General features: G+C 55.3%; 27 protein-coding genes. 13 read left to right on the top strand and 14 right to left on the bottom strand.

The features are described from left to right. Window positions 1-366: 366 nt before the first annotated feature. A complete protein-coding gene (locus H6F57_RS17310) occupies window positions 367-1,611 on the top strand; it encodes a glycosyltransferase (RefSeq protein ID WP_190629283.1) in 1,245 nt (414 codons plus the stop codon). 76 nt (window positions 1,612-1,687) lie between these two features. On the opposite strand, the gene H6F57_RS17305 is transcribed toward H6F57_RS17310, so the two are convergent. Further along, complete coding sequence (locus tag H6F57_RS17305) at window positions 1,688-2,305, bottom strand: hypothetical protein (protein ID WP_190629282.1); 618 nt, start codon at window positions 2,303-2,305, stop codon at window positions 1,688-1,690. Window positions 2,306-2,601: 296 nt separating this feature from the next. Between H6F57_RS17305 and H6F57_RS17300 the strand changes: the two genes are divergently transcribed. Then, entirely contained in the window at window positions 2,602-3,141 is a 540-nt protein-coding gene (locus tag H6F57_RS17300; RefSeq protein ID WP_190629279.1) for a hypothetical protein, read from the top strand. A 199-nt stretch (window positions 3,142-3,340) separates the two neighbouring features. Here H6F57_RS17300 and bchB read toward each other — a convergent pair whose 3' ends face one another. After that, window positions 3,341-4,879, bottom strand: a complete 1,539-nt coding sequence (gene bchB, locus H6F57_RS17295) for a ferredoxin:protochlorophyllide reductase (ATP-dependent) subunit B (protein WP_190629277.1) — start codon at window positions 4,877-4,879, stop codon at window positions 3,341-3,343. Between the two features lie 366 nt (window positions 4,880-5,245). On the opposite strand from bchB, the gene H6F57_RS17290 reads away from it, so the two are divergent. Next, window positions 5,246-5,527: a YiaA/YiaB family inner membrane protein gene (locus H6F57_RS17290; RefSeq protein ID WP_190629275.1), complete on the top strand. Its 282-nt coding sequence runs from the start codon at window positions 5,246-5,248 to the stop codon at window positions 5,525-5,527. A gap of 4 nt (window positions 5,528-5,531) precedes the next feature. On the opposite strand, the gene H6F57_RS17285 is transcribed toward H6F57_RS17290, so the two are convergent. From H6F57_RS17285 to H6F57_RS17245, 9 genes are all read right to left on the bottom strand, one after another. After that, window positions 5,532-6,233 carry a hypothetical protein gene (locus H6F57_RS17285; RefSeq protein ID WP_190629272.1) on the bottom strand — a complete coding sequence of 234 codons (702 nt, stop codon included), beginning with the start codon at window positions 6,231-6,233 and terminating at the stop codon, window positions 5,532-5,534. A 33-nt stretch (window positions 6,234-6,266) separates the two neighbouring features. Continuing rightward, window positions 6,267-6,740: a nucleoside deaminase gene (locus H6F57_RS17280; protein ID WP_190629271.1), complete on the bottom strand. Its 474-nt coding sequence runs from the start codon at window positions 6,738-6,740 to the stop codon at window positions 6,267-6,269. Between the two features lie 37 nt (window positions 6,741-6,777). Then, entirely contained in the window at window positions 6,778-7,407 is a 630-nt protein-coding gene (locus H6F57_RS17275) for a flavin reductase family protein (protein ID WP_190629268.1), read from the bottom strand. Window positions 7,408-7,588: 181 nt separating this feature from the next. Beyond that, window positions 7,589-7,741: a hypothetical protein gene (locus tag H6F57_RS17270; protein WP_190629266.1), complete on the bottom strand. Its 153-nt coding sequence runs from the start codon at window positions 7,739-7,741 to the stop codon at window positions 7,589-7,591. 77 nt (window positions 7,742-7,818) lie between these two features. Further along, window positions 7,819-8,721 carry a hypothetical protein gene (locus H6F57_RS17265; protein WP_190629264.1) on the bottom strand — a complete coding sequence of 301 codons (903 nt, stop codon included), beginning with the start codon at window positions 8,719-8,721 and terminating at the stop codon, window positions 7,819-7,821. A 184-nt stretch (window positions 8,722-8,905) separates the two neighbouring features. Continuing rightward, window positions 8,906-9,076 (bottom strand): hypothetical protein, encoded by a 171-nt coding sequence (locus H6F57_RS17260; RefSeq protein WP_190795021.1) that lies wholly within the window; start codon window positions 9,074-9,076, stop codon window positions 8,906-8,908. Then, a complete protein-coding gene (locus tag H6F57_RS17255; RefSeq protein ID WP_190629263.1) occupies window positions 9,076-9,987 on the bottom strand; it encodes a hypothetical protein in 912 nt (303 codons plus the stop codon). Before H6F57_RS17255 ends, H6F57_RS17260 begins: the two co-directional genes overlap by 1 nt. 451 nt (window positions 9,988-10,438) lie before the next feature. Continuing rightward, a complete protein-coding gene (locus H6F57_RS17250) occupies window positions 10,439-11,290 on the bottom strand; it encodes a hypothetical protein (RefSeq protein WP_190629261.1) in 852 nt (283 codons plus the stop codon). Between the two features lie 138 nt (window positions 11,291-11,428). After that, entirely contained in the window at window positions 11,429-13,018 is a 1,590-nt protein-coding gene (locus H6F57_RS17245) for a glycoside hydrolase family 57 protein (RefSeq protein ID WP_190629259.1), read from the bottom strand. A 442-nt stretch (window positions 13,019-13,460) separates the two neighbouring features. On the opposite strand from H6F57_RS17245, the gene H6F57_RS17240 reads away from it, so the two are divergent. From H6F57_RS17240 to H6F57_RS17230, 3 genes are all read left to right on the top strand, one after another. Beyond that, window positions 13,461-14,216, top strand: a complete 756-nt coding sequence (locus tag H6F57_RS17240; RefSeq protein WP_199289853.1) for a tetratricopeptide repeat protein — start codon at window positions 13,461-13,463, stop codon at window positions 14,214-14,216. A gap of 166 nt (window positions 14,217-14,382) precedes the next feature. Next, window positions 14,383-15,279, top strand: a complete 897-nt coding sequence (locus H6F57_RS17235; RefSeq protein ID WP_190629256.1) for an SMP-30/gluconolactonase/LRE family protein — start codon at window positions 14,383-14,385, stop codon at window positions 15,277-15,279. Window positions 15,280-15,681: 402 nt separating this feature from the next. Beyond that, window positions 15,682-16,707, top strand: a complete 1,026-nt coding sequence (locus tag H6F57_RS17230) for a YegS/Rv2252/BmrU family lipid kinase (RefSeq protein ID WP_190629254.1) — start codon at window positions 15,682-15,684, stop codon at window positions 16,705-16,707. Window positions 16,708-16,732: 25 nt separating this feature from the next. Here H6F57_RS17230 and H6F57_RS17225 read toward each other — a convergent pair whose 3' ends face one another. Continuing rightward, entirely contained in the window at window positions 16,733-17,401 is a 669-nt protein-coding gene (locus tag H6F57_RS17225; protein WP_190629252.1) for a phosphatase PAP2 family protein, read from the bottom strand. 247 nt (window positions 17,402-17,648) lie between these two features. Between H6F57_RS17225 and H6F57_RS17220 the strand changes: the two genes are divergently transcribed. After that, window positions 17,649-17,957, top strand: a complete 309-nt coding sequence (locus tag H6F57_RS17220; protein WP_190629250.1) for a hypothetical protein — start codon at window positions 17,649-17,651, stop codon at window positions 17,955-17,957. Here H6F57_RS17220 and deoC read toward each other — a convergent pair. Next, complete coding sequence (gene deoC, locus H6F57_RS17215) at window positions 17,944-18,669, bottom strand: deoxyribose-phosphate aldolase (RefSeq protein WP_190629285.1); 726 nt, start codon at window positions 18,667-18,669, stop codon at window positions 17,944-17,946. The two genes, H6F57_RS17220 and deoC, sit on opposite strands and share 14 nt — an antisense overlap. 710 nt (window positions 18,670-19,379) lie before the next feature. Between deoC and H6F57_RS17210 the strand changes: the two genes are divergently transcribed. The 6 genes from H6F57_RS17210 to H6F57_RS17185 all read left to right on the top strand — a co-directional run bounded on the left by H6F57_RS17210 (window position 19,380) and on the right by H6F57_RS17185 (window position 22,934). Next, window positions 19,380-19,934, top strand: a complete 555-nt coding sequence (locus H6F57_RS17210) for a protoglobin domain-containing protein (RefSeq protein WP_190629248.1) — start codon at window positions 19,380-19,382, stop codon at window positions 19,932-19,934. Between the two features lie 77 nt (window positions 19,935-20,011). Further along, window positions 20,012-20,383 carry a roadblock/LC7 domain-containing protein gene (locus tag H6F57_RS17205; protein ID WP_190629247.1) on the top strand — a complete coding sequence of 124 codons (372 nt, stop codon included), beginning with the start codon at window positions 20,012-20,014 and terminating at the stop codon, window positions 20,381-20,383. A gap of 256 nt (window positions 20,384-20,639) precedes the next feature. Continuing rightward, complete coding sequence (locus H6F57_RS17200; protein ID WP_190629244.1) at window positions 20,640-21,188, top strand: ATP/GTP-binding protein; 549 nt, start codon at window positions 20,640-20,642, stop codon at window positions 21,186-21,188. A 184-nt stretch (window positions 21,189-21,372) separates the two neighbouring features. Then, window positions 21,373-22,248, top strand: coding sequence for a DUF4388 domain-containing protein (locus tag H6F57_RS17195; protein ID WP_190629241.1), 876 nt, complete (start codon window positions 21,373-21,375; stop codon window positions 22,246-22,248). A 2-nt stretch (window positions 22,249-22,250) separates the two neighbouring features. Continuing rightward, the gene (locus tag H6F57_RS17190) at window positions 22,251-22,451 is read left to right on the top strand and encodes a hypothetical protein (protein ID WP_190629240.1); all 201 of its coding nucleotides are present in this window, start codon (window positions 22,251-22,253) and stop codon (window positions 22,449-22,451) included. Window positions 22,452-22,502: 51 nt separating this feature from the next. After that, window positions 22,503-22,934 carry a hemerythrin family protein gene (locus H6F57_RS17185; protein WP_190629237.1) on the top strand — a complete coding sequence of 144 codons (432 nt, stop codon included), beginning with the start codon at window positions 22,503-22,505 and terminating at the stop codon, window positions 22,932-22,934. Window positions 22,935-23,102: 168 nt separating this feature from the next. On the opposite strand, the gene H6F57_RS17180 is transcribed toward H6F57_RS17185, so the two are convergent. Then, a complete protein-coding gene (locus tag H6F57_RS17180) occupies window positions 23,103-26,240 on the bottom strand; it encodes a right-handed parallel beta-helix repeat-containing protein (protein WP_190629235.1) in 3,138 nt (1,045 codons plus the stop codon). Window positions 26,241-26,300: the final 60 nt, after the last annotated feature.

Here is a 26,300-nt window from a genome sequence, read left to right as displayed (position 1 = left end):
TGGTGACTGTGGGAAGCTTGCTCATAATTTTGAAGCTTGGCTACAACTCCAGCCTAAAAATGCCACCTCCTATCGACTCCTCAAATTTTAGGTTTTCTTTAGAAATCAGCTCTTAGCAGCCTATTGCCGATCGCTTGTAGAACCAGGGTTTGAGATTCTGCATTGGCTAGGTAGCACAGAGTTTGAAATTGTAAGAACTCTGTAGCACGGTTTTTGCCGAGACACCCAGTCATTTACGTTGGGGGAGCGACTGCTGTAGGATGGTTGCCTATGTAAAATTTCGGCTAGGTTCAAGCATTAGCGCTAGGTTCTTAGCGCGCTCTAGGGCTCGGGCTACCGGAATGCTTGGTGTGTTGCGCCGGTACCATGATTCCCCCATCCCAGTTGCAAAAGCTTGAGCCTTGCCCCAATGGCCCCTTGCAAATTGAACCCCTGCCAGCTCTAGCTGGGGATGATGGGGTTGCGCTACAAACCCTGACCCTGTCCCTAGCCATACCGACTTATAACGAAGGCCAGAATATTGGCCCCTTGGTGGAGCGCCTGATCGCCCTCCTCGACAGCGCGATTCCCCAAGATTACGAGCTGATCGTAGTGGACGACGATAGCCCCGACCTCACCTGGAACAAGGCTCTAGAATTGCAGGCAACCTATCCCCAGGTGCGAGTGCTGCGGCGGCAGACAGAACGAGGCCTATCTTCGGCGGTGATTCGCGGCTGGCAGAGCGCCCGAGGACGTATTTTAGGGGTTATCGACGCCGATTTGCAGCATCCCCCAGAGGTGCTGCTCGGGCTGTTGAAGGCCATTCAGCAAGGGGCTGATTTGGCGGTGGGCAGTCGCCATGTCGAGGGCGGCGGCGTCAGCGAGTGGAGCCTGGCGCGGCGAGTGCTGTCGCGGGGGGCGCAGACGGTAGGTTTGCTGCTATTACCTCGGGTGGTAGGTCGAGTGAGCGACCCCATGAGCGGCTACTTTATGGTGCAGCGGGAGGCGATCGCCGGCCCCCTGCTCAACCCCAAGGGTTACAAGATTTTGCTAGAGGTGCTGGGGCGCGGCACCATCGACACCATCGCCGAGGTGGGCTACGTCTTTCAAGAGCGGCAGGAGGGGGCGAGCAAGGTCACCTGGCGGCAGTACATCGACTACATTCACCACCTGCTGCGGCTGCGGCTGGGAGGGCGGCTATCGCAGCTGCACCAGCGCTTCCCCATGCAGCGGTTTGTGCGCTTTGGCGTAGTGGGTCTCAGCGGCGTGGTGGTGGATATGGTGATTCTCTACCTGTTGCACAGCACGCTCGGGATACCCCTAACTCGCAGCAAAATTGGGGCGGCTGAAGTCGCGATTATCAACAACTTTATTTGGAATGATGCCTGGACCTTTGCCGACATCAGCATGTTGCAACAGGGTTGGTCGGCCCGGTTAAAACGTTTTCTGAAGTTCAACCTGGTGTGCCTAGCGGGGCTGGTGTTGAATGTGCTGGTGCTCAACGTGATCTACAACCTGGTGTTTGACCAGCGCTGGCCCTACTTGGCAAATTTAGTGGCGATCGCGATCGTCACCTTCTGGAATTTCTGGCTCAACCTCAAGCTGAGCTGGCGGGTCACTCAGACTAAATAAAGGGTTTAGGGTTCGAGGTATAGGGTCTAAGGCCAACCTCTTGAACTCTATATCTGAGATCTTATACCGGCCTTCCTCAACGGCAGCCGAGGGTGGCAAACACCTGGTCGGCGGTAGTCTGGGACGCATCGCCGTGGGCCAGCACCCACACAAAGCGAGCGTCGTTGTTGTGCTCGACAAAGGTCAGTAAACTGACGGCGTTGTAGGTGGTGCCACCGTTTTCGAAGCTGCCCGTCTGAATCACCACTGACACGGGCTGATCGCAGAGGGTGCGCTCTTCGGCTCTCTGCTCAGTGAGTTGATAGCTGCCCTGGGTAGTAATGCTGTTTTGGAACTCTTCAACAAAGCTTTGCTGAGCGTTGCTTCCCTGGAGGTAGCTGGGCAACTGGCCCATGGTCAGCAGCACCGATGGTGGCGAGTCGGTGTTGGCCACCTGAATCATCTGCATGCCAAACATGTCCATATCAAGAATGGTCCGGCTCTCGCTGGGAATGGTGTAGGTAAACAGCTCTTGGCTTTCCGCTGCGTCCTGGTTGGGGCCAACGGTAAATTGCATGGTGCGGTTGATGAAAAATGCCAGCGCCAGCCCGGCCAGCACCGTCACGCCGAGGCAGCCACCGCAGCCCAGCGCCACCCACTTGGCTGTGTTGCTTCCACCAGAAGGGGTTGGGGGTGCAGGATCGGCCTGGGTCATTAGTTAAACGCTATACAAAATGCGGTATTGCCATCATATCGCCCCAGTTTTAGGTCGCTGTCGCCAATGATGAATCTTTGCGATCGCGCGATCGCAGAGATAACCCTGCCTTCGCCCTATCAAGTTTAAGGGCGAAGGGCCGAGCGGGCGGCAAAGCGGCATCGCCAGCGGAGGTTTTTGAGCAAAAAAGCCTCGACCTGACCCAAAATGTACCTTTAGTGCCTTAAAAAATCCATCGAAAGAGTGCTTATAATGCTCAATGCCGAAAAAACACTCTTTCGATAGGTAGTTTTGCTATGGCTTTTTCTCGTCTACCCGGTTCTAAATTGTCGGCCTCTACCTGGGGTCGCTTGGGTGCAGCGGCAGCACTGTGCCTCGTTGGTGCTGTAGGCTGCACCACCCCTGTAGAAGTCATGGATCCCTACGAAGAAGCTCCCTCTACTGAGACGCCCATGCCCGCAGAGCCTGGAGCCACAATTGATGTATTTTTCGGCGATGTCGAGAGCCCAGAGGGCGGCATGGTGAAGCAGCTCCGGCTGCCCGGCCCCGAGACTGGTGTGATGGTGGCCTGTGACCAAGAAGGCTTTGTGCCCTTCGGCTACAGCGACATGGGTATGGATTGGGTTGGCTGCGAAGTGCCTAATCCCAATGATGCCGTCGGCCCCGAGTCAGTGCTAACTGAGCCTGAGCTATCTGACGTGCCCGGCCCTGTCGGCGGCACCGTCTCTCTAGTAACCATCCCTGGCCCCCAGAGCGCAGTTTCCGTGCTCTGCGAAACTGGCACCCCCTTTGTCTACGAAGACCAAGGCACTTGGGTCGGCTGCCAGGGTAGCTAGTCCTCCAATCGGTAAAAGCGCTTGAAAAAATTAGCCCCCAGGCTCTTCTTGTTAAAAGAGTCTGGGGGCTAATTTTTGGAGTTGAGCCCTGCCCTAACCAGGTGGGCCTGTAGGGGCAAACGGTTGTTTGCCCAGCGGGGTTCTTGCCCAATCAGGGCGAACACCGTTCGCCCCTACACAGACGGGATGGAATTTGCGGTTACGCTCCCACCGCTTCCTTCGCCGCGTACAGCACCTCAGCGGTGATGCTAGCAACGCCCTGCTCGCGGGCATACTTCTCGGTGTTGCGTTTCACCTTGCCGCGCACAAAGCCGGGGATCTTTTGCAGCTCGGCCAGGCCGTCAGCGCTCCAGCCCAACCCAGCCTCGACAGCGGCATCGGCGCTCATGGTTTTGGTGAGGATCTCTTTAGTATCGTGGCCGCCAAAGAACTCCAGCAGGTGGTCTTCCATGCCCAGGGTAAAGGAGTTGTAGACCAGGTCAACGATCTGGTTGGCTCCCTCATAGCCCATGAATGGCCGATAGCCCACCGGGAAGTTCTGAATGTGAATGGGGGCAGCAATCACGCCGCAGGGGATGTCGAGCCGCTTGCCCACGTGGCGCTCCATCTGGGTGCCGAAAATCGCAGCAGGTTCGAGCTGGGCAATGCGATCGCCAATTTCCCCGTTATCCTCACTGACCAAAACCTCGTCGCAGTACTCGCCCACCTCAGCGGCAAACCACTGAGCGTCGTACTTGCAGTAGGTGCCCGCCAGCACCACATGGATGCCCATTTCGCGGGCGAGAATCTTGACCATAGCGGCGGCGTGGGTGCTGTCGCCAAACACCACGGCCTTCTTGCCAGTTAAGTTCTGACAGTCGATCGATCGCGAGAACCAGGCCGCCTGCGATATAAACCGGGTCTGCTCGTCGATGAACGCGTCGTAATTTACATCAGCCCCCTGCTCGTTCAGCACCGTTTGAATGGCGCGAATGCAGCGGGCGGTTTCGACAATACCCATGGGGGTGATGTCGACGTAGGGCATGCCCAGCTCGTCTTTAAGATACTCTGCCGTCAGCGGCCCCACTTCGCGGTAGGGCACCAGGTTAAACCAGGCTCGGCCCATGTCTTTAATTTGTGTCACCAGCGCACCCTCGGGCATCACCAGATTCACCTCAATGCCGAGCTGAGCCATCAGGGTGCGCAGCTCGCGGCAGTCGTGGTTGTTGTGGAAGCCTAGGGTCGTCATGCCAATGATATTCACCGAAGGCTTCTCGGTTTTGCCCTCAGAGAGCGTGCCCTGCTTGCGGGCTTTGGCAATGTAGAACTGCACGATCTGCTGGAGGGTGCGATCGGCGGCTTGCAGCTCGTTGACCCGGTAGTGGTTGACATCCGCCAGCAGCACATCGCCCTGGGAATCAAGGCTGGCGCGCTGCACAAAGTTGGCCAGATCCTCTTGCAGAATGCTGGAGGTGCAGGTAGGGGTGAGCACAATTAGATCGGGGTGCTCTTCTCTGTCTTTGCGGACGATATTATCGACCACCTTTTCTTGGGAGCCGCGCGCGAGGACATTGCGATCGACAATGCTGGCGGTGACGGGGGTAAAGTCGCGCTCCCGCTCTAGCATCGATCGCATGACGTTGAAATAGTCATCCCCCAGCGGCGCGTGCATAATCGCGTGCACGTTTTTAAACGAGCTCGCGATGCGCAGGGTGCCAATGTGCGCCGGGCCGGCATACATCCAGTAGGCCAGTTTCATCGGGTGAGTCTCCTTGGTGGCGGTGGTCAGCGTGAGTTTGCCGAAACACCCTGAGCCGCGCAGCCCTGGTAGACCCAACGGTTTTGATTGTCGCGAAGATGTAGGGCTAGTGGGGGGCTCTGAGAGAATTCTTTACTTCAGTTGCAAGATGGCGAGTGTATGGTCAAAGACCGGCCCCCAAGGGCCGAGAATTCCGCCTGTCAAAGTGGCCTAGCTCAATTAACTGCTGCAATAGTCATGGACGGCTCTCGATATTGCTGCACCCTGGGGCATTTCAAAAAGTGTCTCCGCTGTAGATGACCTAACGGAAGACTCGCCTAGGGTTGACGTAGTTCGTAGTCATTCACACCGTTAAGGAGTCAGCCGATGAATTCTGTGCAGCCGCCATCGAGTCATAGTCAAGCCTGGGTCGTGCAAACCTGGCTAGCCTTTTTGCTGTCGGTGGGCAGCCTATCGCTGGGCATCTTTTGCCTACCGGTCAATGCCTGGGTAAAAGGCTACATGGGCATGGGCACGTTGTTTGCCCTGGGGTCTACCGCCAGTCTTTCTAAAACGGTGCGCGACCTGCACGAGGCCAAACAGGTCACTGCCCGCATTGACGAAGCCAAGGTCGAAAAACTTTTGGCTGAGCATCACCCGCTGCGGTAGCGTCTTAATTGCCACAAGCGGCGAAGTAGAACCCTAGCAAAACCTCTCTAGCGTGCCACCGCTTAAAAGAAACTGAGCGCACAAAGGCGATGTAGGACAACACTAAAGCCCCAAAAAATAATGCTACCTGCTCGAAGGATGCTGCTCCAACGCGGAAAATATTGACCCAAAACACTCCGCCTAGGATCAGCAGCCCAAACGAGATGTTGCGGTACATGATATGAGTAGCCTGGTACAAATCTGCGGTAACCAGGGAGGGCCTGTTGTTTTCTTTTAGATACGAGCAGACCCTTGAATAGAGATGGTTCATCGTTTTTGGCATGCCAACTTTATCGTGCAGCAGCAGCACTAAGCGATTCTCAAAATCGAGGGTTTTGGGATCAGTATCTTTGGCCAGCCCTTGTAGCCACTCACTTCTGTTGAGAAGAATTTCAGCTGGGAAATAATGAAAATCCCGCTTCGACAGATTACACAGGGCTAAAAAAAACTTCCAGGTCACGCCCTGCGCTAAGCCCCCTAAGAGATAGCTAGCGAACGCCAACGCAATCAATACCTGAAGGGAGAACTTGGTTAGAATCAAACCGATAAAAGCTTGCAGGCTAATGGCCGGGTTATAGAGCAAGAAGATCGCCAATATGAGGGGCACACCCCCAAGAATGGCGGCGAAAAACTCGTAGGGCCCCAGCACAAATTTGAATAGATCCATAACCCCAGGATGGTTAAATCAACGGCAAAAAGTTTAGAAAAAACCCTCAAAGGCTTTCAGGGCCTCGTCTTCAAGCACGGGACCAATGACTTCAACCGGGCGCTTGCCGTGCTTAAGCACCTCGCGGCTGCCTAAATGCAGCTGAGAGGGAGATTCGCCCTGGAGACTGTAGAGGCGATCGCTGCCCAAGGCATACATCAGCCGCCCTACCCCACTCCAAAAGATCGCCCCAGCGCACATGGGGCAGGGTTCGGTGCTGGCGTAGAGGGTGCAGTCTTTGAGAGTGTCTGGACTCAACCCTTTGTCCATTTGGCGCAGCAGCACGGTTTCGGCGTGGCCGGTGCAGTCTTGCTCGGTGATCTGGTTGTTTTCGGCTTCGGCCAGCACCTGGCCTGAGGCATCGGCCAGCACGGCCCCAAAGGGGCGGTTACCAGCTTCGCGGGCGCTATGGGAAAGGGCTATCGCCCGCCGCACATGGCCCAAATCGTGCTCACTCACATCGCTCATTCGCCGCGCTCCAATTGATTGCTCACCTATCATGCCACTAGACCTGGGGCTGCTTAGGAAAGCCGTTGGGAATTTCAAAGCGATCGCCCGTGCGGCAGTATTCATAGCCCGCCATCCGCCCGATCGCCCCCACTTTGTCAACATCAATGCGGTTATTCTCGCCGAGCACGTCGTCGCGCACAAACAGGTGCACCACCTGGCCAATCACAATGTGAAACTCACCCACTGGCACAATTTGCAGGGTGGGGCACTCAAAGGCCACGGGTGACTCGGCCACGCGGGGCGGTTTTATCACTCGGCTGGGGGCGGGCGACAGGTTCACATAGTCAAATTCTGACTCGCCGTAGGGCAGCGGCTCAGCACATTCCGCCACCTGGTGGGCATAGGATTCAACCGCCAGGTTGATTACGTATTCACCAGTGCCGCCTTCGCTGGGGGGGCGCACGTTGCGCAGGGTGTCTTTTTCGCTGCCGTCGGGCTTGAGGCTAATGCTGAACATCAGCGCCAGGGGCTTGTGGCCGGCAGCATTGAAGTAGGAGAAGGGGGCCAGGTTGGCCACGCCCTCGGGCGACAGACTGGAAACAAAGGCGATCGGCCGGGGCACGACGCTGCCAATCAGCAGCTTATAGCGCGTTGAGGGGTCTAGCAGCTCGGGGTCAATTTCCATGGGGCAAGGTGCAACAAAGGCGATGGTCAAAGACCGACCCTGAAGGGTCATCGCAGGCATTTTGCCACGTTTCGCCCACTGTAGCTGAGCCCTCCATAGCTAATCCCGACATATCCATAAATTTGGCCCATCGCTACCAAAGGCCGCTGTGCATCACTGTTAGTGCCCCGGCAGTAGCTACTTAGGAACCGCGCTGTTCGACCTGTAAGACCAAAATATGGACATCGGCGATCGCTTTGACCAGTGTTTCTGGAGGAGTTACCGTAGGCCAAACTGTCTTTAACTCTTGCAAACTTTTGGCGATCGCAGTACAGCAACACCGTAGGTTGGGCAAAGCGCTAGTGTGACCCAACGAAGCCGATTCTAATGCTGGGTTGCACTTCTCGTTAGCCTTAATTCAGTGTTATTCGACTATATACGCCTTGTATATAGTCGTTGCAGTAGTACCACTATCAACGCGATTAGAAAGGTAATAGGAAAAGCGAATTTAAAGCCTTCTATGACTGAAGTATAAAGGCGAGGAGATGGGAGACAAGAATACGCGTCTGTAACCAGATCACCGCAGACTAGAAACCGCAGAACCCTGTTTCTCAGAAAAAAGCTAAGCAATGAGAAGATGGCAACACTAATCCAACCGGCCTTTTGTAACAATGAAATATTGCCCAAATGTCGCTTCAACTTCTGCAAAGAGTTTGCACCAGACGAAGTTTGTCTAGTTATTGATTCGTGCTGAGCAGCTACACTTTTTTGTTCATACCACTGGGCAATGTTTTGCCCCGCTAGCCCGCCAGCCCAGCCAGCAATGATCGACGCTATTACAGAGCCAAAGCCGATTTCTACGGCTGAACTGGGCGTGATTGCTTGCGATGAAAAATACCAAGGCCCAAAGACAGCGGCCCCGCCCCCACCTATCAAAGCACCTATAACTTTGGCTATGAGGTGATAGAGCCAAATTGACCGTAGTGGGTAAAAAAATAGGCACGTTATAGCACTCAACAGTAGCCCATTAATTAACCCCAGTCCTAAGCCCAAGCCAGCACCGACTATTCCTGTAAAGATCAAGAGAAGTGGAAGTGGGAAAAAGCCAAAAAGGGCGCCCAGTATGACCCCTGACATCAGCCCTATTACAGTGCTTCGTATGACAATGTGTTGTGCCAGTTGTCGTTTCGAGATTGATCGTTGACCTTTCGGGCCTGATGTACTGTTGAGAGCCATTGCTTTGTTCTCAAGAGTTGCCTTCGATGGATCACACAAAGTGATGACACACTTTGCTGACTCATAGCAAAAATTGTATTCTTCTAGGTCTTTAACCATCTAACTGGCTGCTTCAGTGGCATCGTAGATTGAGTAAAGCCCTAGCAGAACCCAACAGAGCTAAGTGTTGAGTTGCACTTTGTTTCAACCAAGCTATTTATGAGCTAGTCTTACGCGGCGCTGCTTGAGTGGTTGTAAACACTTGAACATAATGATCGGGTTCTGATCAGTCTAAAATCGTCTACTAAAGGTGCCCTACAGTTGAGGAGGAGAAAAATTGCTCACCTGTTTCTTCATTAACGCGAGCCGGTACGTTTTCGATCAGAACGATTCGACCATTCAGGTTCAGAGTGTATGTAATCTGCTGCTCAACTAATGTTTCTTGCCATTCATTTGCCATCACTAGCACACTCACTACATGTCTCCGAACTTAAAGAAGATATCACCAGTATCAGAAGCATGCCGCCTTTTACGAAAAAGCATGTCTTTCAGATCTATTCGACCTTCAAGAACTGCCATCAAATCAGTACCATCCATCAGCAGCATTGCTTTGAGTAATGACGAATTACTTTCATTATAACTCTCGGTAAATCCATTCATAGAAATTATTAGACCAAGGGTCAACTTGAGCCGTCCATCAATCTTTCCTCCAAAAGAAAAAAGATCACTAAGATCAATAGGCTTTTCCTGCCATTTTGCTTCAAGCAGAAAATCGTTGCCATCGAAAGAAAATGCTCCATCAATTTGCTCGCCAGCGATTCTAAAAGACTCTTTCGGTTCAAGGTCAAATAGAACAAAAAGGCTGTTAAGAAATTTTTCGAAAGCAAAACCCCTCTTCTGAGCATTCTTCTCCACTACTAAACGCATAAAATCGCTTTTCAAAACATCAATCATATTGGAGAAACTTTCCTTCTCTTTTTGCATACTTGCAAAAACACTTCTCCTCGCTTCAACTTTTTCTTTTTCCTCTTTTAGCTGAAAATATCCTTTGGCATGCCTTCTTAAAGCATCAACTGCATTCTTGGCCCTAGTTATTTTTGTTTCGGGATCGTCCCATTGCTTTAAATGACTAAAGTCATCGAAATGCATTGTGACATCAAACAGATTTAATAGATCTTTCTCATACAGATCCGGTCTCTCGATCATTCTCTCTACTAGTATTCCTGCGCTCTCGGCTTTTCTGTTGTTATCCCAGTCAATAGTTGAAATAAAAAGTTTGTTTTCAACCGTGTGATAGATAAAACTACGCAGATCCTGCTTCCTCCAGTAGATATGAGTTAAAGCTTCTTTCAAGGCTTGAATAGCATTTGGCGAGAGTTTTTTCATAATGTTTCTAGTTCTAAGAAGTTTAGTTAGCTATATAGTATGTATCAAGCTTTCTGGCAAGACCAGATTCATTCAAATCATTTCGAGGCTCTTTCTAAGAATGCCCAGTCCTAAAGGATTAAATAAAATAGTCAGTGTTAATTTCATATTTTTGGTTTAGTCTTAGTCTTGCATATTTGATAACTAACCTTGATATTTGTGACTTGCAATACTTCTTGCGCTAAAAATTTATCTCTAGTCCAGGCATGCCAAGCCGCATACCTCAAGTTACCTGATTGGGGCTGCCCTAGGATTTGCACTCTGAAATAGGGATGTATGACAGTTAATACAGTTGTACCCAAGCGTGCCTCTGACAGAATATTTCTGCGGGGAATGATTCTAGGCGGAGAAGAGGGAGGCGGCAACCTCTTAAATTCCCTGATCGTCCTGCCTTGTGTCTGAGTTTGCGCCCCTAGCGGCAGTAATCATCAATCGGCTGCGCGGCTTGGACTGCGATCGGCGACCACTGACGAATCACGAACTCGCTCAAGCCCACATTGTCTGGGCGGGTTGGGTCAAGCGTAGCCCAGTCGGCGCGATCGCCCCAATCATACGTATAACCTAGCTGAGTCCACGGATAGGGCAGAGCGCTAGGAGGTTCTACACTATTGATTGCGATCGGCTGCCCCTGATATTGATAGCGCTGATCGTATTGGGCATAAAACCAGTGCTGATAGCTGATCGGCACCGAGACGAATTCATTGGCGGTGCGAAAGGTCAGCTCGGCCTCGTGGTCAGTAATCTCAGGGTCGGGGCTAGGGCGAAAGAGAAACTGTGGATCGACCCAAATTTCAACCACCTGACGATTGGCCACCTGGGCAGCAGGCTCAGGGGGTAAACCGAGCGCCTGCCCGAGGCGAGCCGCTAAGGGAACCTCGGCGGTTGGGGTATACGCTTTGCAAAAGCTCTGCAAGTCGGGGGCAGCTGTGACCCAGACATCGCGGGTAACAATCAGCCGACTCCCCACGTTTTGGGTATAACCCGCCCAGTCGGCCCAGGTCGTCACTAAAACTTGGCCCTGTTCATTCCAAGTTAGAGCGTTGTTTTGGCGGGTGATGGCGGTCAGGTCTCTAAAAACTTCGTTGGGCTCTGGCGTTCTGCCATCTTCAACGGCATCCCAATAGGCCCGTGGTGGTGCGATCGGCCCTGCTTGAGCCCGCACCGGGCTTGCGATCGCCCCGCAGACTTCGACTAGGCCCAGCAACATGACCCCAATAGAAACCCGCACCGTTTTCCCAGGGTTGACGACCATGCAATACACCATAGGTATGCTCTAGCGACAGAATTCTGTCGTGTTTAGAGTACCCAGATGCTGCGATCGCAAGGATTGGGCATAGCTTTGTGGGATAGCCGTCTCGGCTGTTCGCTTAGGACAGCCCTTCCATCAATTTATTCAGCCCCACTACAGCGGGCGATAGACGCGGTAGTTGATATTGGGGAAGATGTTGTCGACCACTTCGATCTTCTCTAGCCAGCCGGAATCAATTTTTTCGCGCAGAATGTCATCCCACAGCTTTTGAAAGCGCATCAGGTGCGATCGCGTCCGCCGCACGGCGTAGGGCACCATCGTCCCGGTACGCATAATGAAGGCCCAGTCAGACGACTGCGCCAGCAGCAGTTCCCGCGCCGCCTGGTTGAGGGCGCGCCACTCTAGCTCATCGGCGGGTTCGCGCTTGGCCAAGTCGATCATGCGCTCAGCAGCTTTGTGCAGATGGGGGTAAATCCAGGAGTTGGTCTCGTTCAGCCAGTATTCGTGGAAACCCTTATAGCCCCAGCTCGACTGGGAGGGGCGACCCACCTGCTGGGTGGGATGACCCTGCAAATAGTCGGTCAGGTGGGTCATTTCGTAAGTGCTTTGGTCAAACCAGCTCTTGCGGAACAGGTAGTCGAGGAACCAGGGGCCTTCGTACCACCAGTGACCAAACAGCTCAGCGTCGTAGGGTGACACAATGATCGGCGGGCGCTGCATCAGGTCGTGGAGGTGGCCGATCTGCTGCTCGCGGTTGTACATAAAATTGGCGGCGTGCTCGGCAGCTTTTTCTTTGGCCCAGTAGGGATCGTAGAGCTGCTTGTCGGAGAGGCCCAGACCCTTGCCGGTAATTTTGTGATATTTGATGCCCACATTCTTTCGCTGGCCGTTGGGCATGATGTAGGGCTTGATGTATTCGTACTCGGCATCCCAACCCAGGTCGCGGTAAAACTCGCGGTACTCAGGCGCGCCGGGATAGCCCACCTGGGACGACCAAACCTGCTGCGACGACTCGTGATCGCGGCCAAAGGCGGCGACACCGCTCTCGGTAAAGATGGGGGCGTAGCTGCCAAACCGAGGCCGGGGCCGAGCGTAGAGAATGCCGTGGCCATCGGTGAGGAAGTAGCGCAGACCTGCGTCGGCCACCATGCGCTCGAGGCCCTCGTAGTAGGCGCACTCGGGGAGCCAAATGCCCTTCGGGGGCTGCCCAAAGGTGTCTTCGTAGTGCTCGGCAGCGACCTGAATTTGGGCCCAGACAGCCTCGGGATACATTTTCATCAGCGGCAGGTAGCCGTGGGTGGCCCCGCAGGTGATGATGTCGAGGTTATTGCTGTCTTGGTATTGCTTAAAGGCGGTGACCAGGTCGCCGCTGTAGCTCTCCCACACGTTGCGCACGTGGTTGAACTCTTTGGCGTAGGTTTCAGCTAGGTATTGCAGGTGGCCGTTATGAACGTGGCGCTCAACCTCTAGCTCGGTGAGTTCTTCGAGCATGGCCAGGTGGGCGTCGAAGCGCTCTTGCAGCAGCGGGTCACGCAGCATAGAGACCAGGGGCGGGGTCATGCTCATGGTGAGCTTAAAGTCGATGCCGTCGCGCTTCAGCCCCTCAAACATGGTGAGCAGCGGCACGTAGGTTTCGATAATCGCCTCGTAGAGCCACTCTTCCTCCAGTACGTAATCACTCTCGGGGTGACGTACATAGGGCAAATGGGCATGGAGTACAAGCGCGAGATATCCAGTAGCCATAGGGTGCCGTTGAGGGAAATGAACTAAGAACCGAGCCGTCGGGAGGGTAACCGCCGTGACCAAATTCTAGAGCAAAAGGTAAGCGCTAACGGCTTGGCTAGGCTGCATCCACCGGCTGGGGCTGCTTGGGAGAGTTATTTGTAGGCGATCGCAGAGTCGGCATTGGTATGCCATAAAACGGTGACCCCAAAAAGTTCAGGGAGAACTCTGTGGGGAAAAGGCTAATTGCTAGGGCCAGGCCCAAGGGGGCCGCTATTGAGCTTTCACCCTGATGGATTAGGGACCGCCCAAGGCTACGCTACAGCAGGGGTGCGGGGCTGGTGTGCTGTATGGAATACATCGAGGATTGGAGGAGATGGGGAGACTAGGCGTAGAGCGGTTTGAGGCCCAAGCTTATAGAGTATTAACCCGAGCCCCTCAACAAATCCAGCAAACACGATCTATGGGAAAAGTCTCTGGTTGGATACTCTGCACGGCTTTGGCACTGGCGGGCTGCCAGCGGGAGGCGACGGTGCCGTGGCAGTCCACCACGCTTTCCCCCGAGGCGTTGGAGAATCTGGCGTTACCCATGTTTTTGGTGGATGCTCAGGCAGCGGCTCGCTACCGACAGGAGGGGCTGGCCTTTCGGCAGCAGGGAGACATGGAACGGGCGATCGCTACCCTCAAGATCGCCGCCGCCCTCGACCCCCGCAACCCCGAAGGCCAGGTCTTGCTGGGCTGGACTCAGCACCTCGCTGGGTTTGCAGCCCCTGCCGTTGATGCGCTACAAACCGCTCTGAGCTACAGCCCAGAGCACGTGCCCGCCCTCAACGCCCTGGGCATTGTGTATCTGGTCGATGGACAGCTAGAGGCGGCAGTAGACACCCACACCCGCGCCGCCGAGCTGAAGCCCGACAACGAAATTGCCCACTATAACCTCAGCCTGGCCTACCAGCGATTGGGGCAGGGAGAGCAGGCGATCGCCGCCGCCCAAACCGCCACCGAGCTAGAGCCGGGCAACCCCCACCCCTGGGTAGCGCTGGCACTAGCCCACTGGTCAGCCGAAAATTCTACTGAGGCCACGGCAAACTACCGCCAGGCCCTAGGCTTAGACAGCCGCTACACCAGCCGCGACTACCTCGACCACCTCGAACAAGCCGGGTTCAGCCAGGAGCAGATTGCAGCGACAGAGGAAATTCGGCAGGCGTCAGGGCTATAGAGGTTTGAGGTATAGGGTGTAGGGTTTAAGGAGCGCCTTAGGCCCTATACCCTTAACTCACCTCAACGCTGCCGTAGTATTGCCCCTAAAGCCCGGCCTCTGCCCTTAGATAGGGATGTGCCCAGCCACGCTGTGCGACCCTTCTGTAAGTAACCCCGGTGCCCCCATGACCGCTGCGACTCTGCCTGAGCTATCGGCCCAAAACGTGCTCCACGCCCGCGCCCGCCTGGGGGAAGGCCCCCTGTGGGATGGCGACCAGCAAGTGCTCTACTGGGTCGATATTCTCAACCACCGCGTCCATGTGTTTGAGCCCAGCAGCGGCGACGACTGCCACTGGGATGTGGGGGATGTGGGCAGCGCCCTGGCTCTGATGGAGGGCAACCGGCTGCTAGTGGCTATGGGCGATCGCATCACCAATCTCGATCTCGCCTCAGGGAAGGTCGAAACGCTCCACACCTTTGAGTTTGATGCTCCTGGCACCCGCTTTAACGACGGCAAGTGCGATCCCCAGGGCCGCTTTTGGATTGGCTCTATGAACCCAGACCACCCTGGCCATGCAGCCCTCTACCGCTACGACCCCGACGGCTCGGTGCGCACCATGGAAACAGAGTTGACAATCTCTAACGGACTGGGCTGGAGCCCTGACGGCCATACCTTCTATTTAACTGACTCACCCCAGCGCAAAATTTTTGCCTACAGGTTTGATGGGGCAACAGGGGAAATTAGCGATCGCACCGTTGCCATCGACCTAGGTGACGAAGATGAATCCGTTGAACCCGACGGCTTGGCGATCGACAGTGACGGCAATATCTGGACAGCCCTGTGGAATGGCAGCTGCGTGGCCTGCTTTAGCCCCTCTGGGACAGCCCTGGGCCGGGTTAAACTGCCCGTGCAGCGCCCCACCTGCCCTACGTTTGGCGGTCCTAACCGGCAGACTCTCTACGTCACTACCGCCTCTGTGGGGCTGAGCCAAAAGGAGATTCAGCAGGGGTTTTATTCGGGGGATGTGTTTGCGATCGCAGCCCCTGTGCCCGGCCTGCCCACCAACTCCTTTGCGGCTTAGGCTTCTGTCCATAACGTTGACCTACTGCTGGTGAGCGGTACCCGCCCTGAGATCCGAACCCAAGACCAGATCGCTCTCACCATTGTCTACGTACTGCACGTCACGACGGTTGGAAAGACGAAACTGGCTATGTGAATAGAGACCTATCCCGGTGCCATGTTCCTCGCCCCTGGTGCAGCTGCCAATACTTCACCTGCGCCGCGCCTGTCATGATGGATGCAGTGGAGCACGCGCTATTTAAGCCGAAGGTACTCGTCACTCCCATGTTCATAGGGAGTATTTCAACCTAGCCTAGTAGAGAATAGGGCGATCGCAAACAACAGCAGCCTGAGCTTTTTGCCAATGTCACTGCGCTCCACACCGCTGTATGGCTCCGTGAAATCTAATCGGGAGGCTCCAGAGATGAATACCGTATTAATTGTCAACCCCACCTCTGGGCCAAGTGAAAATTCTCAGCTAGTGCCCGATCTGATCAACGCCTTACAAAGCCAGGGTATTCACGCCGAAATCTGCCTCACAACAGCCGAGGAAAATGGCCAAGGGTTAGCGGCCGCAGCCGCAAAATCGGGAGCAAAACTGGTGGTTGTCGCGGGGGGCGACGGCACAATTGAAGCTGTCGCTCGGGGCTTGGCGCATACTCAGACGGCACTGGGCATTATTCCCCTTGGCACCCGCAATAATATTGCGGCCAGCCTAAACATTCCTACGGATATAACACAGGCTGTACAAGTTCTCACAGAGGGAGAGCGCAGCCAATTTGACCTAGGCAAAGCCAATAACCACTATTTTGTGGAAGTAGTGGGTATAGGACTAGAAGCCTCACTTTTCCCCTGTGGAGATGACGTTAAGGAAGGCATTAAGAGCAACTATTGGGCGGCTACTAAAAGCTTTTTTACTGGTTTCAGAACCTTCTTGCAGTTTAAACCACACCGTTTGGCCTTGCGCTTTGATGGCAGAAGAGTGCGGCTGCGTACTTTACAGGTCAATGTCTGCAACAGCCCTCGCTATGGCATCGAGTTTGCCCTAGCGCCCCAGGCCAAAATGAATGATGGTAAGCTTGATCTTATTTACATCAACAGGCCCTCTAAGTGGGATCATTTTCGCCAGTTTTTTGCGGCTATGCGGGGCAAACACTTACCCCATGAACGGCTCAAAATGCATCAGGCCTCCACGATTGAAGTGAGAGCGTACCCAGCGCTAGATGTTCATGCCGATGGGGAATGTATTGGCACAACACCGGTCGTCGTTGAGGTTGTTCCCAAGGCCCTCTGGATCTATGTGCCCACACCCGAGCTAATGGTCACATTCACTGAACAAAACAGTGCTGCTGAGAAAAACAGCATTTTTGATTTCATCCAGCACCCTCAAGATTCTGAGCCTCAAACCTCTGAGCCTCAAATCCCTAATTCCGAAGCCCTTGATTTGTAAGAACTTCACTGAAAGACTCACGCCCTCAAAGGCCGCCAATTCGCACTAGCCCTAGCAGACAAACCCCGAGCCAGATACCGCCAGCAACCCAGCCGCTCAACACATCGGTTGGCCAATGCACACCTAAATACACTCGGCTAAACCCTACCCCCAGGGTTAAAATCAGAGCTAGTGTAGCCGTAATCTCCAGCGGAATGCTGAGAGAGGTTAGGGCAGCAGCCAAAAGACCATAAAACGAAATCGCGCTCATGGCGTGGCCGCTCGGGTAGCTGTAGTCCATCGGGCGTTTAGACGAAGACCACAAGTCGGGCCTTTCTCGGCGGAAGAAAGATTTAAAAATCCCGTTCAGTAACCATGACCCGGCTAACCCAATGGCCAGAACCAGGGCCGCGATCGCCCGATCGGAGTAAACCAAAATTCCACCAACCACGATCAGCACAGGGATGGTAATTTCGCCCTGAGCTAGCCGGGTTACAGCCGTCATACCGCTATCGAGGATTGGGTTAGCTTGCGCCTTGAGCGTTAGCAGGCAAAACTCTTCAACTGGTCGCAACCAGTCTACAAACAAAATCCGAGCCAGAAAAGCGCCCGCCGTTAAAATAAATGCGCCTGAAAAAAGACCTAGAAGCAGATAGGGGATAAAGGCAATGAGAGATTGGAACAACCAGTAAAGGCGGGGGCTAACCTCTGCCATTAATAATCTCCTAGGACGGTGGGTAGGCGTTGCTAGTATTGTATGCGTTCCCCCCTTGGCACCAGACCGCTACCTTGCATGCAGCCGTAAGCTCGTACCGTTGAGCAACGTCGTGCCTAAGCCTTAGGAAATCGGTCTATTGCTCTATATCTAACATTTTTATATCTGACATCTGGTACATCCCTTGCGGTGGGCAACAGCACTACCATGAATCCTCAGCCGTTTTCCAATTAGGCATATACATCCTATGAACCGCAATTTAGAGACTTCTGGGGCGCAGTACCCATCCTTGTTCGATCGCATCTTTCGCGACGGCGAAGGCAACCTGGTTATTGCTCAACCGCCAAACTTGCCCATTATCGTGGCTGTAACGGCAACTGTTCTACAAGCTGTTCTTCCCAATAGCCCGCTGCAAACCACCGTTGAACTAGTGGCCTTTGGCACCTGGTTCACCTGGGCCTGGCTAGAACTGTCTACTGGGGTTAACTACTTCCGCCAGTCCCTTGGGCTAATCACGTTAATCGGCTTAATTTTCTTCAAGCTCAACCTGGGCTAGATTGAGAGCGGTCGCTGACTGCCTCCGCACCGGTTGGCTCCTCTTTTTGCTGCCGCATCAGATCGACCCCGCGCGAGGTGCCCAGGCGGGTTGCCCCCGCCTGCACCAGGGCCACCGCCTGGGCGGCCGTGCCAATACCGCCAGAGGCTTTAATGCCCACTTGGCCCTGGGTCAGCTCCCATAACTGGCGCACAACTTCGACGGTAGCGCCCCCCTGCCAGCCGGTGCTGGTCTTTAAGAATGAAACTCCAGCATCCATGCAAACCTCGGCAGCGAGAGCGATTTCTGGCGGGGTGAGCACGGCGGTTTCGAGAATGGCTTTGACCAGCAACCCCGTCTCTTCACAAATGGTGGCAATTTCTCGGTGAATGGCCTCTGTATTGCCCGTCTTGAGCCACCCTAGATTGATCACAACATCGAGCTCGTCGGCTCCCCGCTCGGCCGCTTCCTGAGCCTCATAAAGCTTGGTGCCCGAGGTGGTCGCTCCGGTAGGAAAGCCAATCACCGTACAGACTTTGACTTTGGTGTTGTGTAGGAGATCTACGGTCTGGGGCACGTGGCAGGGGGCAATGCAAACCGAGGCAAACCCGTAGCGATCGCCCTCAGCACACCACTGGGCCACCTGCTCCGCCGTAGCCGTCGGGCTGAGCAGTGAGTGATCTATATAAGGGGCCAGATCTACCCCGTCATCTGCCGTTGGTCGTCGGGCCATGGGTTTAACTGTCTCTAGGGGCCAAAAACTGGTAGGGCTGGCGATCGCTGTGGCTTTAGCACTAGGCAACGGGTTGCCTGGCTACGCTATGGTGCTGCGATCGCATCTCACTATATAGCCTTCTGGCGGCAAATCAGGCCTCAACCGCCTGCCTGCGCCACGCTATTTGAAGAAATGTATCGCCGATGTCCGCAATCTCACGCAGCCTGAGGCTGAGCAGAATCAGTTTTTGCTTTGCATAGCTTAATACTGTTGACAAATAACCCTAGGTTAGAGATCGCTGCCGGGGAAAGCTGCCCCCAGTTTTAAACAGAGTTATCTGAGAAAAAGCAACTTTTATCCATAACTGTGAGATCTAGCTGCACGATCTCGAAATAAACAATTCAGGGGTTACTAAAGTGCGATCGCCCCAGCCCGAGCTTTAGCATTGCTTTAGCGATATTAACAGTTCCACGGTTGTTTAAGTCAGTTACAACACTTTATCTATGTAGGTGTATTGCTGGCATCGTCTTTAAGCAATAAGGGCGTTCCCCATCTTAGAAAATACCCGCCAAAGTTGTGATTAAAGTTCAAAAAGTAGGCCATATTTTGCACTCTGCCGCAAAACATCCAAACTTCTAAATCTTAGGTATTCACGCCATGTTGTCGCCTGGGGCTAAAGCGATAAAACAAGGATGTTGAAAGAAAGCCCTACTTTAAGGATTAGCCCAATGAGCCTTGAACCCCAAGAATTTATGTCTAAGATGGTGTCGCGCATTGGCTTCACCGACGACGACCGCCAAGTGCTTCAATCTACCGCCGGTTGGGGCTTAGAAATAGCCCCTGCAATGGCCGACTATTTCTATGAGTATCTGGGCCGCGATGCCGAGATGAGTGCCATTCTCAACGAGTCTGAGGGCAGAATTCACCGGCTGCACGAAACGTTTGTGGCCTGGTTCCACGAAATGTTCACCGGCATGGATAACTGGGGCGATGCCTACGCCGAGCGGCGCTGGCGCATTGGTCTAATTCACGTGCGGATCGGCATTGGCCCCCAGCACGTGGTGCCCGCCATGGCTGTGGTCGTGCATGAGGCTGGCAAACGCGCCCAAATAGACGATAAAAATGAGCAGCTGCGCGAGGCCCTAGCCAAAATTTGCATGGTAGATCTGGCCTTTATTGAGCAAGCCTACATCGAAGTTTCTTCGGCAGCAGTGTTGAAAGAAACCGGCTGGTCTGAGGGTCTCTTTAGACGACTGGTCAAAACCGGTGCTGGGTCAATGTAGTGCCTAGACGCACACCTCTGTTTATTTCATTTCAGATTAATTCACCTCATTTTCCTTAACCAAAGAGAGAACGCACCATGGCGATTAGCACCGAAAAACTCACCAACATTTTGCAAAGCTTTGTCACCTCTACCACCGATATTCAAGGAGCGGCCGTGGTCACCCCCGACGGTCTACCTCTAGCGGCTTGCCTGCCCGGCGGCATGGATGAAGAACGGGTTTCAGCTATGTCGGCCGCTATGCTTTCCCTGGGCGATCGCATTGGCAGCGAGCTGGCCCGAGGCGGCATCGATCGCATTTTTGTCGAGGGCGACAAGGGCTACGGCATTCTCACCAGCTGCGGCGAAGACGCCGTGTTCCTGGTGTTGGCCGACAAAGCGGCGAAGCAGGGCCTGCTGATGCTCGAAATCAAGCGCACCCTCAGCGATTTGAAAGCCGTTTTGATGTAGCCCCTCATCCCTCAAGCAGGGTGAACCATGCCCATGATGGTGAGATACCGCCTAGAAATCCCCCCTTTGCCCCTAAGAAGGGGGGGTATAGAGCGAATCTTTAACTGCAAGACCCGGGGGATGCTGGTCTTCTCAAGGGTGTTTCTCACCGGCAAGGGAAATGCTCGATCTTCCCCAGGCAAAAGCGCTGCGCTTCATCGGTTTTAGGGTCTGTCTCCCGACAGTTAACCTTGTTCTTCATTGCCTCCGCCCACCCATGGAAATCATGCGTTTAGTGGTTACCGGCCCTGTGGGGGCCGGCAAGTCCACCTTTATTCGATCCGTCAGCGAAATTGAGGTGGTAGACACCGATCGCCGCGCCACCGATGACACCCTGCTGCTCAAAAAGCGCACTACCGTTGCCTTTGACTTTGGTCGTCTCCAGTTTGGCCCTGACATGGCCCTGCACCTCTACGGTACCCCTGGCCAGTCGCGCTTCGACTTCATGTGGGACATTTTGATTCAAAAGGCCCATGCCTACATTTTGCTAGTGGCGGCCCACCGACCCCACGAGTTTCGTGAGGCCCGCCGCATCATGACCTTCATGAAGCAGCGATCGCCCGTGCCCATGATCATCGGTCTTACCCACACCGACTGCCCCGGTGCCTGGGATGCCGCCAACATTGCTCTAGCCCTTGGCTACCCCAACCCTGACCGCCGCCCGCCCGTGGTTGCCGTCAACGCTAACGAAACCGCCTCGGTGGCCCAAGCGGTCATTTCCCTGGTGCAGTTTACCTGGGCTGGTAGCTTGGCCCCTACGACCTAACGGCCCGCCGATACAGCACCACCGAAATTCAGTTAAACATGCGGGATTTACGGATGCAGTGTTGAAGCTAGCGGTACAAAACCGTCAACTCCCCAGGCTCAACCCCATCCCCCCTCCCTCCCTGTTTTGATCCTCCACGCCTACAGCTAACCCACTCACTCGCCCGCAGAAAGGGATAACACCCATGACTGTCACTGGATACCTCGCCGATTTCTCTTTGCCCGAACTGTTTCAGCTAGTAGAACAGGGCAATAAAACCGGCCTGTTAACGATTTGCACTCTCACCGACCCCAACACCGTCGCTCGCCACAACCACCACATCTGGCTGAGCCAGGGGCAAATTGTTGCCGCGGGCAACAGCCTCGACCAGCAGGGCCTGATGCGGTTGATTGCCCAGCGGGGCTGGATGGGCGATCGCGCCGTCTCGCGGCTGGCCCAAAGCTGCCAGCTTCATACCCCCCTGGGCCTGTGCCTCAAAAACCAAGGCGTGCTCACCGCCGAACAGCTCAAACTGCTGTTTTACACCCAGGTGATGCGTCAGGTGTGCGCCCTGTTTGCCCTGCCCGACGGCTGGTTTCAGTTTGATCCCAAAGCTCCGCTGCCCGTCTCGGAGATGACCGGCCTGATCGCCACCGCCACCGATGTCACTCTAGCCGGGCTGCGCGCCCTCAAGGACTGGGCCGCCCTCGACGAAAAACTGCCCGACCCCTCCTCAGCCTTGATCAGCGTAGTCGAAAGCAAGCCTAGCCTGCGTCTCAACCCCAACGAATGGCAGGTGTGGGAGTTTACCAACGGCACCATGGCCATCAAGGATATTGCTCAGCAGCTTAACCTGCCCGTAGCCAAGGCCCAGCAGATTGCCTTTCGCCTCATTGTCACCGGCCTCGCTGAAGAAATGCCGATGATAGCCGCCCCACCCCCCGCCGCCTTCGACCTCACTACCCCGACTTCGCTAGAGCATGGATTTGCCACCAGCGTCACGGCCGGGGGAGCTGGTGCCGCCCCAGTTAGCCAGTCTTTTTTGCAAAACCTGGTCGGCTTTCTCAAAGGCAAGGTGTAGCCATGACCCAAGACACTCTACGACTGCTGCAAGGATTTCTCGGCCTGCTCAAGCTGACTGACCTGGTCACCAGCCCCCCCGGCCTAGCTGTCACGCTTTGGCTCTGGCTCTATCTCACCCTGTCCTACAACAGTGCCCTCACCCTCTGGCTGATCGCTCTGCTTCCCTTATTAGAACTGAGTCGCCAAGAAGTAAACGAGTAACGCTCCGTCACCCCCCTGTTTGCCTTGCCCCATATTCCCCCCTAACCCGCTATGGAAACCATCACCCTCCAACCCTTCACCTGGGACGACTCCCTCAGCACTGGCGTACCGATGATCGACGCCCACCACAAAGAGCTGATTGCCGCCGTCAATGATCTAGGCCTAGCGATCGCCCACCACAAAGGCAGCACCGCCATTAAAAAGCTCTTCGCTTTCCTTAAGTTTTACGCCGAATGGCACTTTGAGCATGAAGAAGCCTGCGCTGCCAAGCACAAGTGCCCCATTGCCGAAGTCAACCAGCAGGCCCATGCGACTTTCATTACCACCTTTGGCCAACTGCACGATCGCTACAAAGCCAGCGACGCCAGCGAGGCGGTAGCTATCGAAATCTATCAGCAGCTGGCTGACTGGCTGACCAGCCACATTCTTAAAATCGACACCCACATCGGCCGCTGCATTCGCAGTGCGACCAAAGGGGCATAAGCCCAGCGGTGCTCAATCGAGCAATGAATCTGGAAAGGCGATATGCTCTCGTCGCCCCCTCAAAGTCCCCCAATATTGGGGGACTTTGAGCTAAATTCCCCAATTTTGGGGACTGGGGAGCAAATCATACCTGCGTCAAGCAACGCCCATCAGCCCAACTGCGGCCCGTTAGGGGCAGGGAGGCTTGCCCTGACTACCGGCGATGGCCCCAGCGCTGTTGATCTGGGTGAAGGTACCGTTGTTCAACTGATTGAGCTGGGTCAAATCGACCACTTGCAGCGTACTGCCTGCCCCAACAAACAGGTTGGCGTCGAGATTTGTAGTAGCAGTACTCTGGTTATTGGTGATTTGGGCACAGAGGGGTTGGGCTGATTCGTTGCCGAGTTCTAAGGCATGATTGCCCGACCCCTGAATTTGGTTGCCCACCACACTGAGCGTGGAAAAACGACCGGTGCCGTCGGCAAAGGCAAAGATGCCGTTATTGCCTACTGTCTGGGTTTGGTTGTTGACGAGAGCAGCCTGGTCGATGGTGCCACCATTCGTGGCAAAGAGGCTCAGGCCGTTTCGGGCAACTTGGCTGACTCGGTTGCTATCAGCAGTGACGGTGGCCAGCTGCCCCCCAGACTCGGCAAAGGCGACCATACCGTCTGCGCCAATGGTGTCGAGGGTGTTGTCGCTAATTTGCGTGGCCGCGATCTGCCCCTGGTTGAGCGCCAAAACCTGCATACCAACTTGGTCAATGGCTTGCAGCTGATTGCCGGCAATAGTGGTCTGGCTGATTTGGCTCTGGCCCTCAGACATCACAAAAATGCCGTCGCCGCCAATCGACTGGAGCTGGTTGCCGCTAATGCGAGCTGTACCCAGCTGACTTTGATCGAGGGCGAGCAGCTGAATGCCAGTAGCACCTACCCCCGTCAGCCGGTTGCCATCTAGGGTAGCGGCCTCTATGCGGCTGCCCTGAGCGGTCAGAATGAGAATGCCATTGTTGGCGATCGCGGCAGCTCCCTCGCTGCCTATCTCTGTGTTAGTCACCGCTAAATGTTGGATTTGGCTACCGTTCATGGCCAGCGCCAGCACCCCACTTTGACCGGCCTGCTGAATGTCGCCGCCGTCGAGGGTAACGGTGGCGATCTGACCGCCGTTGTTCGCTAACACCAGCACCCCATTTTCACCAGCGCTGGCCACCTGGGGGGCGCTCAGCGTAGCGGCAGCGATCTGGGAGCCGCTATCGGCAATCAGCACCAGGCCATTGGCGTCGGCTCGGCCTACAGTGAGGTCATTGACCGTAACTGTTGCCAGGGTAGAGCTGTTTTGGCCCAAAACCAGCAGGCCATTAGCCCCGGCCGACTGAATGGCGACGGTGTCTAGGGTGGTATCGGCCAGGGCGCTACTGGTGTCGGCTAGCACCAGCACCCCGTTGCTGCCAACCTGGCCTAGGTCGCTTTGGCTGAGCGTGAATGGGCCTACACGACTGCCCCCAAAGGCCAACAGGGCCACCCCATTTTCTGCGGTAGTCGCCATCTGAAGTTGAGTTAGATTGACGGGGCCAAGGTGACTGCCGTTGTCGGCTAGCACCAGCACCCCATTGCCCTGGCTTTGCCCTAGGCTTACATCGGCAACGGTTGCGGCGGCGATGGTGCCGTCCTCCGCCAATAGCAGCAGGCCATTTGTGCCGGTGGTGCCCAGGTCGAGCTGGCTGAGCGTTAGGTTGTCAATTTGGCCACCGGCACCGGCCAAGACTAATACGCCGTTTTCTCCGGCGGCAGCGATCTGGGTTTCGGCGATCGCCACAGTCCCCAAGCGGCTGTTGGTTTCAGCCATCACCATCAGGCCATTTTCACCGGCGCTGCCAATGCGGTTTTGGTTGAGTTGCAGACTGTTGATCTGGCTGGCGTCAGCGGCTCTCACCAACAGCCCGTTGCCCGTCGCCCGATGAATGTCGTTGTTGCTCAGGTCAGCGGTGTTGACTGTTTGGCCCGAAAGATTGAGCAAGATCCCGTTTTCGCTAGCATCCTGGATCTGGTTGCGGCGCACGATCAGATTTCCGCTGACGTCATTTAGCAAAATGCCGTTGCGCGTCGACAGAACTTGGTTGCCTAAAATCGTCACCGACCTGACCCCAAAAGCCTGGATCCCATCCTGGCCGGCTTCTGGGGCAACGGCGAACCCCGACAGCAGGCTATCGTGCCCCATGGTCACGGTGCCGGGTACGTGGGGCAGCAGGCCGCTACCCGACCCCGGCAGAGCCAGGGTGCCCACCTGGGTACGCAGGGGCTGAAGCGGGCCGGTAGACAACACCTGCACCCCAGAAGGAATGGTGAAACCGCTGGCCAAACTGCCCGGCTGAACATAAACGCGATCGCCACTGCTGGCCACGCTCAGCGCCGGATCGATCGCACCATAGGGGGCGGCAGCGGTGCCATCGCCAGCGGCAGTAGAGCCAGGCTGCACATGGTAAAACCGATAAGCCTGGTTTGTATCGGGGTCGATCGCCGCCTGCACTTGGGCCTCGGCACCCAGAGTAATGCCCATGGTGCGCTGAATCGGCTGCCCCAGGGCCAGGCCTGTCGCCGCCGATCGGGGGCCAGACCCACCCCAGCTAAAGCCCGTTTGCAGCAGCACATTGGCCCCAAAGTAGTCGTCGTATTGCAAGCCGAGCCGCAGATTTAACCCCTCTAGGGGGCTGGCAGCCAGCCAGGCCCGCCCCCCAAAAAAGCCCGGCTGGTCGGGAGGACTGTAGTAGTAGAGTCCTCCATAGGCATTGAGCGAGCCCAGGGATCCTAGGGTGGCGATCGCCCCACCCACGCTCATATCCCCACCGGCCATCGCAACCTGTCGGGTCGTGGGCAGCAGCAGCTGGTTGCCCTCAAAAAATGCCGTGCTGAGCAAGGTGGTGGCGGTGCTGCGATCGCCCAGGGGCCAATAGACATTGCCCCGCAGCTCCCACCCATTGTTGATATGTTCTAGGCCAGCCCCCGTCTGATAAAACGTTCCTCCCCCATAGGCCTGAGTATCGATCCCGACATATCCTCCGGTTAGACTGGTGCGATTGCCGCCCAGGGTGCGATAGCCCAGCATCAGATTGCTGCCCAAAAAGCCAGCGGTGTCTAACCGCGCTCGGCCCTGCAAAAACCAAATCTGCTGCCCCGGCACTTGCCATAGGGGTAAAAATCCTTCCAGACTGCCAAAGTCCTGGCTGCCTCCAACGGTCTCAAAGTTAATACCTCCCCAAGGCTGCACTTCTAGCACCTCTGCCGGAAGCGCCCCTGGCTCAGCCCAAGCTGGCCCGGCTATCAGGCAGGCCATAGCGGCCAAACTCCCCACCCAGGGCTGCCGTTTTTTCAGACCAAAGCAATTTCCGGTCGA

It is taken from the genome of Leptolyngbya sp. FACHB-60, assembly GCF_014695775.1.
Classification (GTDB): domain Bacteria; phylum Cyanobacteriota; class Cyanobacteriia; order Phormidesmidales; family Phormidesmidaceae; genus Nodosilinea.
Note: the sequence above shows the minus strand (reverse complement) of the source record. Positions and strands in the feature narration are given on the sequence as shown.

What these genes read in the sequence shown, in the direction of transcription:
- H6F57_RS17265 (WP_190629264.1), bottom strand. Translation starts at nt 8,721, where the DNA reads ATGGTTAAAGACCTAGAAGAATACAATTTTTGCTATGAGTCAGCAAAG.
- H6F57_RS17220 (WP_190629250.1), top strand. Translation starts at nt 17,649, where the DNA reads ATGAACCGCAATTTAGAGACTTCTGGGGCGCAGTACCCATCCTTGTTC.
- H6F57_RS17185 (WP_190629237.1), top strand. Translation starts at nt 22,503, where the DNA reads ATGGAAACCATCACCCTCCAACCCTTCACCTGGGACGACTCCCTCAGC.
- H6F57_RS17245 (WP_190629259.1), bottom strand. Translation starts at nt 13,018, where the DNA reads ATGGCTACTGGATATCTCGCGCTTGTACTCCATGCCCATTTGCCCTAT.
- H6F57_RS17200 (WP_190629244.1), top strand. Translation starts at nt 20,640, where the DNA reads ATGGAAATCATGCGTTTAGTGGTTACCGGCCCTGTGGGGGCCGGCAAG.
- H6F57_RS17195 (WP_190629241.1), top strand. Translation starts at nt 21,373, where the DNA reads ATGACTGTCACTGGATACCTCGCCGATTTCTCTTTGCCCGAACTGTTT.
- H6F57_RS17240 (WP_199289853.1), top strand. Translation starts at nt 13,461, where the DNA reads ATGGGAAAAGTCTCTGGTTGGATACTCTGCACGGCTTTGGCACTGGCG.
- H6F57_RS17290 (WP_190629275.1), top strand. Translation starts at nt 5,246, where the DNA reads ATGAATTCTGTGCAGCCGCCATCGAGTCATAGTCAAGCCTGGGTCGTG.
- H6F57_RS17210 (WP_190629248.1), top strand. Translation starts at nt 19,380, where the DNA reads ATGAGCCTTGAACCCCAAGAATTTATGTCTAAGATGGTGTCGCGCATT.
- H6F57_RS17310 (WP_190629283.1), top strand. Translation starts at nt 367, where the DNA reads ATGATTCCCCCATCCCAGTTGCAAAAGCTTGAGCCTTGCCCCAATGGC.
- H6F57_RS17275 (WP_190629268.1), bottom strand. Translation starts at nt 7,407, where the DNA reads ATGGAAATTGACCCCGAGCTGCTAGACCCCTCAACGCGCTATAAGCTG.
- H6F57_RS17280 (WP_190629271.1), bottom strand. Translation starts at nt 6,740, where the DNA reads ATGAGCGATGTGAGTGAGCACGATTTGGGCCATGTGCGGCGGGCGATA.
- H6F57_RS17235 (WP_190629256.1), top strand. Translation starts at nt 14,383, where the DNA reads ATGACCGCTGCGACTCTGCCTGAGCTATCGGCCCAAAACGTGCTCCAC.
- H6F57_RS17180 (WP_190629235.1), bottom strand. Translation starts at nt 26,240, where the DNA reads ATGGCCTGCCTGATAGCCGGGCCAGCTTGGGCTGAGCCAGGGGCGCTT.
- H6F57_RS17255 (WP_190629263.1), bottom strand. Translation starts at nt 9,987, where the DNA reads ATGAAAAAACTCTCGCCAAATGCTATTCAAGCCTTGAAAGAAGCTTTA.
- H6F57_RS17225 (WP_190629252.1), bottom strand. Translation starts at nt 17,401, where the DNA reads ATGGCAGAGGTTAGCCCCCGCCTTTACTGGTTGTTCCAATCTCTCATT.
- H6F57_RS17285 (WP_190629272.1), bottom strand. Translation starts at nt 6,233, where the DNA reads ATGGATCTATTCAAATTTGTGCTGGGGCCCTACGAGTTTTTCGCCGCC.
- H6F57_RS17205 (WP_190629247.1), top strand. Translation starts at nt 20,012, where the DNA reads ATGGCGATTAGCACCGAAAAACTCACCAACATTTTGCAAAGCTTTGTC.
- H6F57_RS17230 (WP_190629254.1), top strand. Translation starts at nt 15,682, where the DNA reads ATGAATACCGTATTAATTGTCAACCCCACCTCTGGGCCAAGTGAAAAT.
- H6F57_RS17305 (WP_190629282.1), bottom strand. Translation starts at nt 2,305, where the DNA reads ATGACCCAGGCCGATCCTGCACCCCCAACCCCTTCTGGTGGAAGCAAC.
- bchB (WP_190629277.1), bottom strand. Translation starts at nt 4,879, where the DNA reads ATGAAACTGGCCTACTGGATGTATGCCGGCCCGGCGCACATTGGCACC.
- H6F57_RS17250 (WP_190629261.1), bottom strand. Translation starts at nt 11,290, where the DNA reads ATGGTGTATTGCATGGTCGTCAACCCTGGGAAAACGGTGCGGGTTTCT.
- deoC (WP_190629285.1), bottom strand. Translation starts at nt 18,669, where the DNA reads ATGGCCCGACGACCAACGGCAGATGACGGGGTAGATCTGGCCCCTTAT.
- H6F57_RS17190 (WP_190629240.1), top strand. Translation starts at nt 22,251, where the DNA reads ATGACCCAAGACACTCTACGACTGCTGCAAGGATTTCTCGGCCTGCTC.
- H6F57_RS17300 (WP_190629279.1), top strand. Translation starts at nt 2,602, where the DNA reads ATGGCTTTTTCTCGTCTACCCGGTTCTAAATTGTCGGCCTCTACCTGG.